This is a genomic window from Paenibacillus sp. MT124 (assembly GCF_058792755.1).
In genome coordinates this window covers 6067100-6081171 of sequence record NZ_CM179500.1, presented here as the reverse complement: position 1 = coordinate 6081171, position 14072 = coordinate 6067100, and the positions used below count along the sequence as shown (strand labels likewise).

Genomic DNA, 14072 nt, shown 5'->3' with positions numbered 1-14072 from the left:
CAAAATTCAGAATATTGAATACAAGTAATTCATCCATATTTGATTCCTAAGAAAGCCATGCAAAAAAGGCACTCCTCAAGAGTGCCGATTGATGTATTCTTTGCAATCCATATGAATATTTAATGCTCAGATTTAATCAAACTTCCAACAGGACAAGCTTAGATTGCCGTATTGATATGCTTTGAATAACAGGGATGCCTTCTTGCTTTGATCGCCAGCTCCCATAGCCAGCAGCAGGGGGACAAAATGCTCTGGTGTAGGGACTGCAGCACGAGCGGATGGTGCCACCTTGTCATAAGCGAAGAGGGCTTCCGTATCCCACTGGACAAGCTTGTCCTCCAGCCATTGGTCAAACTCCATGGCCCAGGAGTCCACGCCGTTACTTTCCCAGTTCAGCTGGCGCAAATTGTGGACTGTGCCGCCACTGCCAATCACAAGGATATCCTGTTCGCGAAGTGCAGCAAGCGCTTGACCGATCTGATACTGCTGCTCATTCGTCAAGTAGCGATTCACGGAAAGTGCAATGACCGGGATATCCGCATCCGGGTAGAGCAAGCGAAGAACAACCCAGGCACCGTGATCCAGCCCGCGCACGGAATCAGCCTCAGCGGGAATGCCAGCTTCCTCAAGCAGACGAAGAACATCTGCAGTAGTCTCAGCGTGACCTTGAGCCGGATATTTAATCTGATACAGTTCCGGCTGGAAACCGCCAAAGTCATAGATTGTATCATATTGAGTCGTAGAGGATACAAGTTGAGTTGCAGACTCCCAATGGGCGGAGAACAAGACGATGGCTCGCGGTTTGGGCAGATCCTGTCCGAGTTTTTGCAGGAATTCGGTATAAACATTCTCCTCCAGTGCAAGTGAAGGTGCACCATGTGCGATAAAGAAGGAGGGCATCATTATGCATTCAGTCCTTTCGTATTGTCGGCAGCCAGTTCAGCATCGCTGCGAAGCCATAATTGGAATTGATCGTAAAGCTCGGCGGTGACGTGATGTCCGCCATGATAAGGAACGTAAGTTACACTTCGAGCATGCTCACGGAAATAATTCGCATTGTCTTCACCCAGTTGCAGGGGAAACATATGGTCCTGGTCTCCATGGGAGATAAATACGGCTAACGATGTTCCAGGCTCTATAGGATATTCGTCTTTTACAAATTGCGGAATGTATCCGCTCAAGGCTGCGATTCCTTTGATAGCATCGCCCATGATCAAGGAGAGCGTCATCGCCATAATGGCACCCTGACTGAAGCCCGCAATATAACGTCGCGCCGGATCAATGGCATATTCAGAGGACAAATCTCCAATCAGCTGCTGCAACCCCTGAACCGAAGCGTCAAACAGCTCACGAACAGGATTACCAATGCTTTTAATTTGAAAATAGGCATAACCGCTGCCCTGAACAAGGGGTCCCCGAACAGCTACGATAATAAAATCGGATTGCAGGGGTTCCATTAGACGAAGCATATCCTGCTCATCCGAACCCATGCCATGGAGGGCAAAAATAACGGGATATTGCTGATCTGTATTGTAGTCCGAAGGCAGTCGAACTTCATAAGTAAATGATGTATTCATTGGAATCACCGCCTGAAGAAAGTTATATTATAATAGTTCACTAATATGAAATAAATATTTCTATTTATGAACAAAATTTATCATGGATCCATTGAAGGGTCAATATTTTTTTTGTATTATGAAAATATGTTACGTATTAGAATATCTAATAAATACTGAAATAACGATGCTGATTGTGATGTTCAAATTAAGCCCGAGGATGTGATCAGGATGCTGCAAGGGATCGTGCCTATTTTGAGAATATTTGATGAGGATAAGGCCAAAGAGTTTTACGTCGACTACCTGGAGTTTGTCGTAGATTGGGAGCATCGATTTGAAGAGGGGATGCCCTTATATATGCAGATATCGCTTGATTCCATTGTTCTTCACCTGTCCGAGCATCACGGCGATTGTACTCCGGGAGCTGCGCTGCGAATTGAAACGGATGATCTGGATGTGATGTGCAGCCGGCTTAATCAGAAAAAATATAAACAGTCCAGGCCGGGAATTACGGATACGCCTTGGGGAATGCGGGAAATGACCGTGACCGATCCATTTGGCAACCGGATCATTTATTATGAGTCTCCCAGCGGACAGACTGAGGATTTGGCAAGAGAAGGGTAGGGAAGCAAGATGGATATTGGCTTGGCCATTCGTACGATTCGGAAACAGAAACAGATTACGATTATGCAAATGTGTGAGGGAACGGGATTATCGAAAGGGTTCATCAGCAACGTGGAAAATAATAAAACATCACCCTCCATTGCTACACTCGAAAGTATAGCGGATTATCTGGAGGTGCCCTTGCCATACCTGCTGCTCGCACCTGAGCAGCGAATGAACGTCGTACGCAAGGACGAACGTCAGGAAACGACTGCCGGAAGCGGGTCAATCAAAGTGCAGCATCTGACGGCAAAGGGAGCCATGCGCATGTCGATTGTGGAGCTTCCACCTCATGCTTCAACAGGGGTTAGCAAGCATGCGGGTGAGGAGAGTCACCTTGTCCTCCGGGGAAGGATTCGGGCAGAGCAGTGTGAGGATGTGGAGATTCTGGAGGCTGGAGATTCGTTTAGCTGGAATGCCATCGTCCCCCATGAGGTGACCAATATTGGTGAGGAGACGGCAGTAGTGCTCGTTGCCGTATCCAAAGAGCTGGATCTGGACCGTTTGTGGAACCAGTAAGGTAAGGGCATGCTTGTGTATGGCAATATGGAACAGACCACCGGGGACTTTCCCGGCGGTCTGTTTGCATTCCTCTTGGTTGTTTTACTGCGGATTGGTTGTCCAGATTCCTGCCGCTTTAACAAATACGCGGTCTGACAGCTTAAGCGTTGCCAGAGCAAGCTCGGCTACATCTTCCGCTTGCATCATGCGATCCTCGTCTCCGATTTTCAGACCTGCATTCGTTGCAAGCTCTGTATTTACCGTACTTGGGGTTAACGCCGTTACACGAATGTTGGATTTACGAACTTCCTGCATCAGGGATTCGGTCAACCCGAGCAGCGCGAACTTGGATGCACAGTATGCTGAACCTGTAGCAAATCCACGTTCACCTGCTGTAGAAGCAATGTTGATAATACTGCCGCTGCTTTCTTTAATCATGCTCGGCAGGACGGCACGAGTCACATAGTATGTACCCATAACGTTGACATGCAGGATGCGCTCCCATTCTTCAGGCTCCATGTCGAGCAAGGTGCCGAAGCTTGCAATACCTGCATTATTGATGAGGATATCAATCGCACCAAGTTCCATTTCTATTGCTGCTACTGCTGCTTCAGCCTGTGTACGATCAGAAATGTCAGCTACAGCACTTGTGACTTTAATGCCATATGCCTCGCTTAACGTTAGCTGAAGGGCCTCCAGATCGGAAGCCGTACGTGCAATCAAGCCGAGATGTACGCCTTCCTTGGCGAGTGCTTCAGCGATGGCACGGCCAATGCCTTTACCGGCGCCGGTAATGACAGCCGTTTTATTTTTAAGTTCCATGTGGGTAATTCCTCCTTATAGGTTGGACTGGCGTCTGATTATACTATATTACCCACAGTTCAGATATTTGCTTCATTACTATTTGGTGATTTTGATGCTGCCTGAAGTGGTACGGGCCTTGATGACTTCCTTACTGTTCATCGGAGATTCCGGTACATTTACATCTCCGGAAGTGGCACGAGCGTCGTAGACTCCTTCAAAATCGGGTGCTGCTTGAATAAAGACGTCTCCTGATTGTCCCGATACATCCACCGGGGCAGAATGGGTCTGTTCGATATGAACACTTCCAGAAGTGAAGCGGATATTGGCAGCTCCGTTTAACTGTGTGATTTCTACATCTCCTGATGTTATTTCACTGTTTACATTACCTTCTAACTGATCTGCAGTGAAGCTTCCGGAGGTTTGAGTTACAGTCATGTCGCCATCAATAATTGAAGCCTTGATGTCCCCAGAAGTGAGATCCAGATCAATACGCGGAGCCGCTATATTTTCCAGACGAATGGATCCCGAGGTATTGTTGAGCTCAAGCAGCTTGGCATGTAAACCGGCCAACTTCCAGTCGCTTGAGGATGAATCGAGTTTAACCTCATTTAATTGGTGACCTTCAGGCAGGGCTACGGTGATTTTGGAATCCCGATCATTCCAATACAGGGTAAGAAACTGTAATCGCTGACGTTCTGTCTGAACTAGCTTGAACGTGCCCCCTGATAACGTGGCCTGTTCGAAACTTTGGATGACAACCGGGTCCCATTTACCGTCTACCTCAATATAACCATTGGAATCCGGGCTGACCACGAATTCGATATCTGCGCTAAAATTGGCATCCATAATTACATTTTGCAACTCATCATTTTTGAAATCCCACCGCTTGGTGTAAGCTTCCCGATCATCTCCGAACTGAACTCCATATATGGACGTTCCTAGCAAACCTATTCCGATACAGATGACAGCCAAAGCCAACCACTTTTTTGTACTCATACGGAAACGTCTCCTTTCATCGTCTTCTTGTTCCATCTAATGTATTGTAGCGTGACTGCTTTGAAGCCCTTGAATACCCGTTTCGCTGCGATAGCGAATAGGATACCTACACCAAATGCCCCGATCGCCACGAACAGCTCAGCTTTATCAAACTGACTAAGAAAGAGGAAATCTACAGCGGCAGCGACAGGGGCCAAGGCCAGCAGGGACATACTGGCGATTACGAGCCACAGCGACCAGAGAGTTAATCCCAGAGGAATGCCTAGAATCAAATTCAGAAAAATCAGGCCAACAGCCGTAAAAAAATTGCGAGCTGCCCGGTTGCTGTTCTTCGGCGGCCGCATTTCACCGTAAGTTGGGGCGTAGAAGGGTTCGTTACCCGGTGTGTTCACGTCATAGCGGTCACCGAGTGCTTCCCGTGCAATCTCTTCCGGACGGCCCAATTCGCGGGCAATCTCCTCTTCGGTTCTTCCTTCCTGAAGCCCGAGCTCGAAGTGCTGATCATAGTCTGCGAGCAGCTCCGCCCGTTCCTGAGGCTCCATCGGACGCAGATGGATTTCCATGGCCTGTATAAATTGTTGTCTATTCATTATCGGTTCCTTCCTCAATCAGATTTGCGACGTTGCGCACAAATTCATTCCATTCCGTAGTCAGTGCCTGCATGTAGTCACGACCTGTGTCCGACAGCTTGTAATATTTACGGGGCGGTCCCTCGCTTGATTCCTGCAAATAGGTGGTGCAGTACCCGTCTTGAACAAGTCTGCGGAGTAGTGGGTACAGTGCACCCTCGGCAACTTCAATATGTTTGGAAACCGCCTGAGCCAGTTCGTAGCCATACCGATCCTGGCGGTTAATCAGCACCAGGACGCATAGCTCCAGTACTCCCTTTTTGAACTGGATATTCACGTTCACACAGGTTCCTCCTTCATCCTTCTTCAATCACTAGTGTGTATTGATCAGTAGTTATGAAATCATAATAGCACTCAGTACTGTATATTGCAAGGTAGTGATTTTAAAATAGTTCCGGATCACGAATCGGCCTTGAATGAAGGCCAAGTGATGAGTGCTGCCTTATCGATTTCTCATAAGAACAGCATACGCAAAACCCGGGTCTGATGCCTCCGTCTGAAGACGGAGGACCACCCGGGTCTGTAAACTGAATCTTTTCTGTTTATTCTGCAGCTTCAAGCACTTTAAGATCTTTGACGGCAGGTCCTTCAATCACTTTTCCTGCAAAGTCGAAGCGGGAACCGTGGCAAGGGCAGTCCCACGAGCGTTCTCCTTCATTCCATTCCACTTCGCAACCTAGATGCGTGCAGGTTGTATCGACCAAAAATAGTTTGCCGCTGGTGTCCTTGTAAGCACCGGCTCGTTTGCCGTTATGACGAACAACGGCACCTTCGTCATTGCCGATCTCGCTGACGTCCTTGTGAACGATGCCTACTTTTCCGGAGATCAACTCTTTCGCTACATTCGCGTTTTCGATAATAAAGTTTTTTACACCAGGATCTGTCTTGAATCTGGCTGGATCGAAGACAGCGGCATGGGGGTTGTCACGACCGGTGATACGATCTGCCAGGATGTGTCCGGCCATCGTTCCAGTGGTCATGCCCCATTTGGCGAACCCGGTAGCGACATAAACTCGTTCATGCCTTCCGGTAATCGGTCCTATATAAGGCACTTTATCAATGGATATCAGATCCTGGGCAGACCAGCGGAATGGAATGCTGCGGATGCCGTACGTTTCTTCTGCGAAGCGCTCGAGGCGTTCATAATGACCATAGGTGCAGATTCCTTGTCCGGTCTTATGGTTCTCCCCGCCGAAAAGGATGAGTTCCTTTCCTTCATGGAGCACCTTACGTAGGGAACGGGCTGGCTCATCATCCGAGAGGTACATGCCGCCGACATAGGGCTTTTGAGGTTCTACTGCAACCGCATAAGAACGCTCGGCGTGCAACCTTGTGAAATAAAAACCGGGGTCATACACCGGAAAGTGGGAGGCTACAACAACATGTTCTGCAGTCACGGATGGACCATTACCATAAGTCCGCACATGAAGTGAAGCATCTTCCTCCACGTCGGTGACCGTTGTATGCTCATAGATCTGCACTCCCTGTTTGACGGCAGCATCAAGCAAATGGTGTAAATAGGCGAGAGGGTCAAAGCGAGCTTGACCAGGCATCTTAATGCCTGCTCTCGATGGAACTTGAATCGGAAGCGGATCAACCCACTGACCTGGAATGTTCAGCTTGCCGTAAGCGGTGAGCTCAATCTCCAGCTTTTTCAGATTATCTTCGGATTGAATGTACACATAGGCATCTTCTTCTGCCCACTGGCAATCGATCTGCTTCTCTTTTACGAGATTGCGCATCCAGTTGGCAGCTTCAGCATTGCCTTCATAATACATGCGTGCCTGTTCTTTTCCGAAGTGGTGAAGCAGTTCATCGAAAATGACCCCATGCTGCGCAGAAACCTTGGCTGTTGTATGTCCGGTTGTACCATCCAATACTTTCCCGGCTTCCAGCACCACAACACGCATCCCGGTTTGGGCAAGCAGATAGGCTGTTGTGATGCCTGCAATCCCTGCACCAATAATGGCTACATCTGCACTGATATCTTCAGTAAGCTTCGGGTAGGTATCAAATTCATGAGTGGCCCTCCAGATGGATTCCGGTATGGGGGGCAGGCCCGTAGGGGGCTGTTGATTGTTGCTCATTCAATTGTCCTCCTTGATCTTTCTTCAGGTCAAAACTGAAATGGTTCGTATCCCACGTAAGCGCGAAGGGGATGTACTCCTATCCATGATTGCCACACTGCGTCAGAATAAAACGAGGTAGCAGAGACTTTACTAATCATTGTTCACATTTTCCTGAAGAGGCCCCCTATTTTTTTTGTCAGACATGCATTATGATAAGATTATCGAAACCGTTTTAGTAAATGTGAAAAGGTAACGTGTGCAGATGTATAAACGCTGATTTAACAATGTTTTTATCTATATAAAACGAGTCGAAGATTTATCGGAGTGCACAGTGTTCATTACATTTTATGTATTCGCTATCATTAGCCAATAAACGATCTGAAGTGCAAAGGAGATTTCAACCCATGACTAATCAAACCAAATATCCATTTCAGGATGCAACGCTCGAACTGGACGCAAGGGTTAAAGACCTGGTATCCCGTCTGACAGAAGATGAAAAGATCGAATCCATGCTGCAATACCAGCCAGCGGTAGAACGCCTGGGTATTGCTGCTTATAAACACGGAACGGAAGCCGCTCATGGCCTGGCATGGCTTGGCGAAGCTACATCCTTCCCGCAGCCTGTTGGACTTGCTTGCACATGGGATGCGGAACTTATGAAGGAAATCGGTTCTGTCATTGGGGACGAGGCGCGCGTGTTCTACAAACGCAATCCGGCTGTGAATGGTCTCACCCTGTGGGCACCTACAGTTGATATGGAACGTGACCCGCGTTGGGGCCGCAATGAAGAGGCTTATGGCGAAGATCCCGAACTGACTGCCGAACTTACCACAGCACTGGTTAAGGGCATTCAGGGAGATCATCCGAAATATTACAAGGCTGTTGCAACGCTCAAGCACTTCCTTGCCAACAATAATGAAGTGGATCGCGGAAGCGGCTCATCGAGCATTGATCCACGCAACATGCGTGAATATTATCTGAAGGCATTCGAGAAGCCGTTCAAAGAAGGCGGTGCGCAGTCGATGATGACCGCGTATAACTCCATTAACGGTACGCCGGCGCTGCTTCATCCTTTTGTGAACGAAATTGTCAAAGGCGAGTGGGGTATGGATGGTTTCATCGTCAGCGATGCAGGTGATGTGATGGGGATCAAGAACGATCATAAGTACTATGATTCTCATACACCGGGCACGGTGGAGTCCGTAAAAGCGGGAATCGACAGCATTACCGATGATGCGGATCTGTCCAAGCAAGCACTGCGCGAAGGCCTTGAACAAGGAACGCTAACAATGGAAGATATCGACCAGGCATTGTTCAATACCTTCCGTGTACGTTTCCGTCTGGGGGAGTTTGATCCGGCTGAAGGCAATCCGTATGCGTCCATTGGTGAAGAAGCGATGATGACAGAGAAGGCGAAGGCCCTGTCGCTAAGAGCAGCAAGAGAACAGGTTGTATTGCTCAAAAACGATAAAGGCACCCTGCCGCTGGATAAAACAAAATCAGGCAAAGTGGCTGTCATTGGTCAGCTGGGCGGCACCGTTTACCGTGACTGGTACGCTGGCACCATGCCTTACAGCGTATCTCCGCTTGAGGCGATCAGCGGCAAGGTAGGCAGCGATAAGGTTGCATTCAAGGATGGAAACGACCGGATTACATTGACTTCGGTAGCGAATGGAAAAGCAATCGGACTGGCTGAAGGTGAGAAGTCACCACTCATTGCATCGGGAGAAGCAGAGACGTTCACGCTGACGGATTGGGGCTTCGGCAGTCTGACTCTGCAGGCAGAAAGCAATGGCAAATATGTGACCACGGATGAAGAAACGGTAACGGCTTCAGCAGATGAAGTGTATGGCTGGTTCGTGAAGGAAGTATTCCACTTGCTTCCGCAGGAAGATGGTAGTGTTGGTCTGACAACATGGAATGGCAAAACGGTTACCGCGCCAAATGGTGGAAACGGCGCATTTGCCGTGTCGGAAGAGCTGAAGTCTTTTGGTGCGACCGAGACGTTTAAGAAGGACATTGTTGTGAACGGGTTGGATGAAGCAGTAGCAGCAGCGAAAGAAGCAGAAACGGCCATTGTATTTGTCGGGAACAATCCGCTTGTGAACGGGAAGGAAGAGATTGACCGTCCAAGCCTGGATCTGGCGGAATCCCAACAACGTCTGGTTGAGGCTGTCTATGCGGCCAATCCGAACACCATTGTGGTTATTGTGGGCAGTTACCCGTTCACATCCAATTGGGTTCAAGAGAACATCCCGGCTGTATTGTACACTTCCCATGCAGGACAGGAACTGGGTACGGCTATCGCCGACGTGCTCTACGGAGATTACGCACCAGCAGGCCGTCTGAACATGACGTGGGTGCAATCCGCAGATCAGTTAACGGATATCAAGGACTATGACATCATCCAATCCGGACGTACGTATCAGTATTTTGAAGGCAATGTACTGTATCCATTCGGACATGGATTAACGTACGCTGCGTTCAAATACAGCAACCTGGTGTTGAATCCTGACCAAGCGGGAACAGAAGGAACGGTCAAAGTAACCGTCGACGTAACCAACACCGGAACCCTTGCCAGTGATGAAGTGGTACAGTTGTATGTACGCGCCGGCAAATCCCGGGTGAAACGTCCACTCAAAACGTTAAAAGGATTCCGTCGTCTCCATGTTGAAGCTGGCGCAACCGTAAAAGTGAGTTTCAACTTGCCAGTACAGGAACTGGCCATCTGGGATGTCACCCGTGATCGTTATGTGGTTGAAGCAGGAACGTATTCGATCATGGTCGGCAAATCGTCATCCGATATTCAGCTTGTTGCTGATCTGACGGTCGATGGTGAAACGATCCCTGCCCGTAATTTGAGCGTGGTGACCCGTGCTGAGAATTATGATGCTTACTTTGGTGTGGATCTAGATGAGAGCAAAGAAGGTGGAACTTCTGTCCGCGTAACGGGTGAACAAGGATGGATTGCTTTCAAAGACGCCGATCTGGGTGATCATGCCGTAGTCATTGAAGCACGTGTATCGTCAGAACAGTCTGGTGCAGCACTTGAAGTTCGTCTGGACGCAGCAGATGGAACACTGGCAGGACGTGTCGATATTGCCCAAAGTGGTGCACAGCAATGGTCTACGGTGAAAGCCGATCTTCAAGGTGCAGTAGGCGAGCGGGACATCTATCTTGTATTGTCTGCAGGTGTACGCATAAGTCATTTTGAGATTCGCTAACTAAACGGATAGAATGAGCTTACCGCATATTGAATAATTGATAGAAGAAAGCCTCCGGATCAGATTCGGGGGCTTTTCGACTTGAGTATTGATATGTATATTATTTGCCGTCAAACGTAATCAGTTTGTTCACGAATTGTTTCAGTTGCTGGCTGGTTTCATTCAGCTGTTCAATGGTACTCATGAAATTGTTGACGAGTTCCGCCTGTTCCTGCGAGCTGGCGGTAATCTCTCCAAGCTCATTTTCCATCATTTGAATGGATTGCCGGACAGAGAGGAGGGATTCTTCAATTTGGGTGGTGGCTTGCTTGGTATCTACAGACAGTTTGCGGATTTCCTTTGCAACGACGCCGAATCCTGCTCCTGCATCGCCTACACGGGCAGCCTCAATGGCTGCGTTTAACCCGAGCAGGTTGGTTTGTTCGGAAATTTCCCGAATGAAGCTTGCAACCTGAGTTACGTTTCCTGATTTCTGTACAGCTTGTTTGGAGTTATTCCGAATTTCCTCGGTCGTGGCGCTCAGCTCCTCGGAATGTGCAGCCACATGCTGCACGCTATCAATAAGCTGATTGGTCAGATGCTCTGTCGCTTCCATGAGCTGCTGTAACTGAGCCTGGTCGTCCATGCTGTAGAGCAGATTGAATATGGCAATGACCTCACCCTGATCGTTTTTGATCGGCAGATACGATACATCAAATGGAACACCGAATAATTCTTTGGGGTAATGATCGAATTGTTTCTCCGTAGTGCCTTTCAGATCGGCAAAATTACGATTGGGTTCAAGCAAAGGATCTCCCGCTTTGAATTCCAATTGCTTTAAGGACTCTCCTGCAGAAAAGTACAGGAACTTCTCTCGATCAATGATGGAAAGGGTTACATCCTGGCGTATGGTATCGCGGAAAAATGGCATGCATGTAATGAGTGCTTGAATAATATCCATAATTGGGTAAATGCCTCCTAAAATGTTTAATATAGAAAAGTACCAAAGTTTATTTTAGTAACCACCTATATAGTATATCGACATGCAAGAAAGAAGTGAGTAGTGAAAACCAAAAAAATCTCACCGAAAATACACGCAATTCATCCTCTGCGTATTTTCAATGAGAATATTGATTGGGATCATGCTATAACGGTTCAAGGCTCACTATAACAATTTGTTGGTCTCTTAACGTTGCCTGCACATCCACCAAGCGCTGATTACGGCTTCCCCGAAAAGGTAAGGACACATCCCGTTCAGAAGCCACGTAGGGACCATCTACAATGACATCACACAGCCGAGCCAGTTCAGCCCGTATCGGATCTGCAACAAGCTCTTCATAGGTAAATCCCGTATAGGCCCACACTGTCCGGTCAGGGCATGCATCGCGGAAACGGCGAACCCAAGGGAGGCATTCCTCTGCTGAGAAAAACGGATCACCTCCGCATAATGTAATCCCATCCAGCAGGGGATGGGCAGTTACCTCCTGCAAAATCTGCTGCTGCCGCTCTGCGGTGAACTGTTCCCCTGCCCGAAAGCTCCATGATTCCGGACTGAAGCATCCTGGGCAGGCATGACGGCAACCGCTGATGAAGATGACAGCTCGCAGACCAGGTCCTTCATTTACAGACTCGGGAATATAACCGTACAGATTCACTTGTGTTTCACCCGATCCCGCACTTCTGCCTGTTTCGCGGAATTGAAGCGCACCTTGTAGTCGCCGGTAAGATAACCGGTGACCCGGCGCAATCGCTGAAAGTGCACGTGGTCCTCGTGTGCCTCACACCCAGGACATACATCACCAATGACACCTTCATATCCGCATGCCGGACAGCGGTCAATCGGGTGATTAATGGAGAAATACCCAATATCCTGTGCGAGTGCATATTGAACAATCCGCTGGAAGGCAATGGTATTGGCCCGTACATTTCCATCCAATTCAACATAGGATATGGCTCCGGCATTACATAGCGTATGGAAGGGAGCCTCTAGTTCAATTTTACGGTAAGCTGGCAGGGTGTAATAGACCGGAATGTGAAATGAATTGGTGTAATATTCCCGGTCATTAACCCCAGCAATGAGGCCATATCGCTCGCGGTCAATCTTGGTGAACTTGCCGGATAACCCTTCGGCAGGCGTGGCGAACAGCGTAACATTCAGGTTATGCCGTTCACTCATGTGATCACAGAATTCACGCATGGTGCGGATAACGTTCAACGCCTCACGGTGGATATGAGGGTCCTGTCCATGGTGCCGGCCATACAGAGCGGTCATGCATTCGGCAAGCCCGATAAAACCAATGGACAAGGTGCCATGCTTCAACAGTTCGGCTACCGGTTCATCTGGTGCGAGCTGCTCACCGCCTTCCCACACGCCTTCCCGCATCATGAAGTCAGATGCCTTGGCAGGCTGTGCTGTTTGGATACGATAGCGGTGCAGCAGTCCGGAAGCAGCGCGTTCCATCACCTCTTCGAGAGCGTTATAGAACCCCGTACGGTCGGCGACGGCCCGTGCACCCTGACAGATGCCATAGCGAATGCCGAGTTTGACCAGATTGATGGTATTGAACGAAAGGTTGCCTTTACCGCTCTGCCGATTTCGTCCGAAGCGGTCTGCCAGCGTACGTGTACGGCATCCCATGGTGGCGATGATGGTATCCGGATCTTCAGGACGATAATAAGGCAGGTTGAATGATGCATCCACGTTGACAAAATTCGGATACATGCGCCGGGAAGAGCAAGTCACGGCTAGACGGAACAAGTCGTAATTGGGTTCCCCTTGAGTCTGGTTAATTCCTTGCTTGCACTGAAAGATATGCTGTGGAAACACGGGGGTCTCCCCGCCGCCAAGACCGCGAATGGTTGCTTCCAGCAGGGAACGGGATACAAGCCTGCCTTCGGCTGATGTGCATAGTCCATAGTTCAGCGAGGTAAAAGGAATCTGTCCACCTGCCCGGCTGCTCATGGTGTTCAGGTTGTGAATCAGGGATTCGGCAGCCTGTCCGGTCTCCAGTTCTGTTTCCTCACAGGCAAAAGCAAAAGCACGCGGGCATGCTTCTCGTGCCACTGGACTATCCAGGTGCAGATGCTCGTCGTCAATCTGTGTGTGCTCTCCAAGCAAACGCTGTCCTTTGCGATAATGCTTGCGGAAGGAGCGCTGTACATAAGGAGCCAGATCCCAGTCGATTTTGTTAGCCGATACCCCGCCGTACTGACTGTTTTGCTGTGATTGAAATATGATGGCGACGAGCGCCATTGCCGACATGATGGTCTGCGGGGTACGCACGGAGCCGTTACCCGTATTGAAGCCGGATGCTAACAGTCGGTCAAAAGGAATAAAGATGCAGTTGGTTGTTCCAAGTGCATACTGATCGAGATCATGCACATATAGGTCTCCATTCTCCACAGATGCAGCAAGCTCTTCCGGCAGCACATGACGAAGAGCATGCCTCTTGGCCGTCTCCGAGCCGAGCCTGCTCATCTTGCCGCTGAACGAATCGCCATTGAGGTTAGCGTTCTCCCTCAGTGTGTCCGCGTCTTCTGCGCCAATAATTCGTCTTCCCAGGTCGGATAATAGATCGGATGCCGGTGGAGTGGCATACTCAAGCAGGTTCATGTGAGATTCCTCCCAAATATTGATTTTTATTATCGGTT

At 49.0% G+C, this 14072-nt stretch carries 14 protein-coding genes; 4 read left to right on the top strand and 10 right to left on the bottom strand.

Annotation, left to right across the window (positions count from 1 at the left end; genetic code table 11):
- Positions 1 to 132 precede the first annotated feature (132 nt).
- Together AC3RCI_RS27500 and AC3RCI_RS27495 are read right to left on the bottom strand one after the other, a co-directional pair.
- The gene (locus tag AC3RCI_RS27500) at positions 133 to 903 is read right to left on the bottom strand and encodes a DODA-type extradiol aromatic ring-opening family dioxygenase (protein ID WP_336782275.1); all 771 of its coding nucleotides are present in this window, start codon (positions 901 to 903) and stop codon (positions 133 to 135) included.
- The gene (locus tag AC3RCI_RS27495; protein WP_492471288.1) at positions 903 to 1577 is read right to left on the bottom strand and encodes an alpha/beta hydrolase; all 675 of its coding nucleotides are present in this window, start codon (positions 1575 to 1577) and stop codon (positions 903 to 905) included. The genes AC3RCI_RS27500 and AC3RCI_RS27495 overlap by 1 nt, the downstream gene beginning before the upstream one ends.
- A 210-nt stretch (positions 1578 to 1787) precedes the next feature.
- On the opposite strand from AC3RCI_RS27495, the gene AC3RCI_RS27490 reads away from it, so the two are divergent.
- Both AC3RCI_RS27490 and AC3RCI_RS27485 read left to right on the top strand, forming a co-directional pair.
- On the top strand, positions 1788 to 2180 hold the full coding sequence (locus AC3RCI_RS27490; protein WP_336782272.1) for a glyoxalase superfamily protein: 393 nt from the start codon (positions 1788 to 1790) through the stop codon (positions 2178 to 2180).
- 9 nt (positions 2181 to 2189) lie between these two features.
- Positions 2190 to 2738, top strand: a complete 549-nt coding sequence (locus AC3RCI_RS27485) for a helix-turn-helix domain-containing protein (RefSeq protein WP_492527075.1) — start codon at positions 2190 to 2192, stop codon at positions 2736 to 2738.
- 84 nt (positions 2739 to 2822) lie between these two features.
- On the opposite strand, the gene AC3RCI_RS27480 is transcribed toward AC3RCI_RS27485, so the two are convergent.
- The 5 genes from AC3RCI_RS27480 to AC3RCI_RS27460 all read right to left on the bottom strand — a co-directional run bounded on the left by AC3RCI_RS27480 (position 2823) and on the right by AC3RCI_RS27460 (position 7236).
- Positions 2823 to 3542, bottom strand: coding sequence for a 3-ketoacyl-ACP reductase (locus AC3RCI_RS27480; RefSeq protein ID WP_336782270.1), 720 nt, complete (start codon positions 3540 to 3542; stop codon positions 2823 to 2825).
- Between the two features lie 78 nt (positions 3543 to 3620).
- Positions 3621 to 4520, bottom strand: a complete 900-nt coding sequence (locus tag AC3RCI_RS27475) for a DUF4097 family beta strand repeat-containing protein (protein WP_492527074.1) — start codon at positions 4518 to 4520, stop codon at positions 3621 to 3623.
- Entirely contained in the window at positions 4517 to 5110 is a 594-nt protein-coding gene (locus AC3RCI_RS27470) for an HAAS signaling domain-containing protein (protein ID WP_492471290.1), read from the bottom strand. Before AC3RCI_RS27470 ends, AC3RCI_RS27475 begins: the two co-directional genes overlap by 4 nt.
- Entirely contained in the window at positions 5103 to 5432 is a 330-nt protein-coding gene (locus tag AC3RCI_RS27465) for a PadR family transcriptional regulator (RefSeq protein WP_095360074.1), read from the bottom strand. Before AC3RCI_RS27465 ends, AC3RCI_RS27470 begins: the two co-directional genes overlap by 8 nt.
- Positions 5433 to 5691: 259 nt before the next feature.
- Positions 5692 to 7236: an FAD-dependent oxidoreductase gene (locus tag AC3RCI_RS27460; RefSeq protein WP_492527073.1), complete on the bottom strand. Its 1545-nt coding sequence runs from the start codon at positions 7234 to 7236 to the stop codon at positions 5692 to 5694.
- On the opposite strand from AC3RCI_RS27460, the gene AC3RCI_RS27455 reads away from it, so the two are divergent.
- Positions 7226 to 7357 carry a hypothetical protein gene (locus AC3RCI_RS27455; RefSeq protein ID WP_336782265.1) on the top strand — a complete coding sequence of 44 codons (132 nt, stop codon included), beginning with the start codon at positions 7226 to 7228 and terminating at the stop codon, positions 7355 to 7357. The two genes, AC3RCI_RS27460 and AC3RCI_RS27455, sit on opposite strands and share 11 nt — an antisense overlap.
- A 265-nt stretch (positions 7358 to 7622) precedes the next feature.
- Entirely contained in the window at positions 7623 to 10442 is a 2820-nt protein-coding gene (locus AC3RCI_RS27450) for a glycoside hydrolase family 3 C-terminal domain-containing protein (protein ID WP_492527072.1), read from the top strand.
- Between the two features lie 100 nt (positions 10443 to 10542).
- Here the strand turns inward: AC3RCI_RS27450 and AC3RCI_RS27445 are convergent, their stop codons facing one another.
- The 3 genes from AC3RCI_RS27445 to AC3RCI_RS27435 form a co-directional block, all read right to left on the bottom strand.
- The gene (locus AC3RCI_RS27445) at positions 10543 to 11382 is read right to left on the bottom strand and encodes a methyl-accepting chemotaxis protein (RefSeq protein ID WP_492471293.1); all 840 of its coding nucleotides are present in this window, start codon (positions 11380 to 11382) and stop codon (positions 10543 to 10545) included.
- A 184-nt stretch (positions 11383 to 11566) separates the two neighbouring features.
- The gene (gene nrdG / locus AC3RCI_RS27440; RefSeq protein ID WP_492527071.1) at positions 11567 to 12076 is read right to left on the bottom strand and encodes an anaerobic ribonucleoside-triphosphate reductase activating protein; all 510 of its coding nucleotides are present in this window, start codon (positions 12074 to 12076) and stop codon (positions 11567 to 11569) included.
- Positions 12073 to 14034 (bottom strand): anaerobic ribonucleoside triphosphate reductase, encoded by a 1962-nt coding sequence (locus AC3RCI_RS27435; protein WP_492527070.1) that lies wholly within the window; start codon positions 14032 to 14034, stop codon positions 12073 to 12075. The genes nrdG and AC3RCI_RS27435 overlap by 4 nt, the downstream gene beginning before the upstream one ends.
- Positions 14035 to 14072: the final 38 nt, after the last annotated feature.

Excerpts from the sequence above, each read along its gene's own strand:
- AC3RCI_RS27500 (WP_336782275.1), bottom strand. The coding sequence starts at position 903 with ATGATGCCCTCCTTCTTTATCGCACATGGTGCACCTTCACTTGCACTG.
- AC3RCI_RS27495 (WP_492471288.1), bottom strand. The coding sequence starts at position 1,577 with ATGAATACATCATTTACTTATGAAGTTCGACTGCCTTCGGACTACAAT.
- AC3RCI_RS27490 (WP_336782272.1), top strand. The coding sequence starts at position 1,788 with ATGCTGCAAGGGATCGTGCCTATTTTGAGAATATTTGATGAGGATAAG.
- AC3RCI_RS27485 (WP_492527075.1), top strand. The coding sequence starts at position 2,190 with ATGGATATTGGCTTGGCCATTCGTACGATTCGGAAACAGAAACAGATT.
- AC3RCI_RS27480 (WP_336782270.1), bottom strand. The coding sequence starts at position 3,542 with ATGGAACTTAAAAATAAAACGGCTGTCATTACCGGCGCCGGTAAAGGC.
- AC3RCI_RS27475 (WP_492527074.1), bottom strand. The coding sequence starts at position 4,520 with ATGAGTACAAAAAAGTGGTTGGCTTTGGCTGTCATCTGTATCGGAATA.
- AC3RCI_RS27470 (WP_492471290.1), bottom strand. The coding sequence starts at position 5,110 with ATGAATAGACAACAATTTATACAGGCCATGGAAATCCATCTGCGTCCG.
- AC3RCI_RS27460 (WP_492527073.1), bottom strand. The coding sequence starts at position 7,236 with ATGAGCAACAATCAACAGCCCCCTACGGGCCTGCCCCCCATACCGGAA.
- AC3RCI_RS27450 (WP_492527072.1), top strand. The coding sequence starts at position 7,623 with ATGACTAATCAAACCAAATATCCATTTCAGGATGCAACGCTCGAACTG.
- AC3RCI_RS27445 (WP_492471293.1), bottom strand. The coding sequence starts at position 11,382 with ATGGATATTATTCAAGCACTCATTACATGCATGCCATTTTTCCGCGAT.
- AC3RCI_RS27435 (WP_492527070.1), bottom strand. The coding sequence starts at position 14,034 with ATGAACCTGCTTGAGTATGCCACTCCACCGGCATCCGATCTATTATCC.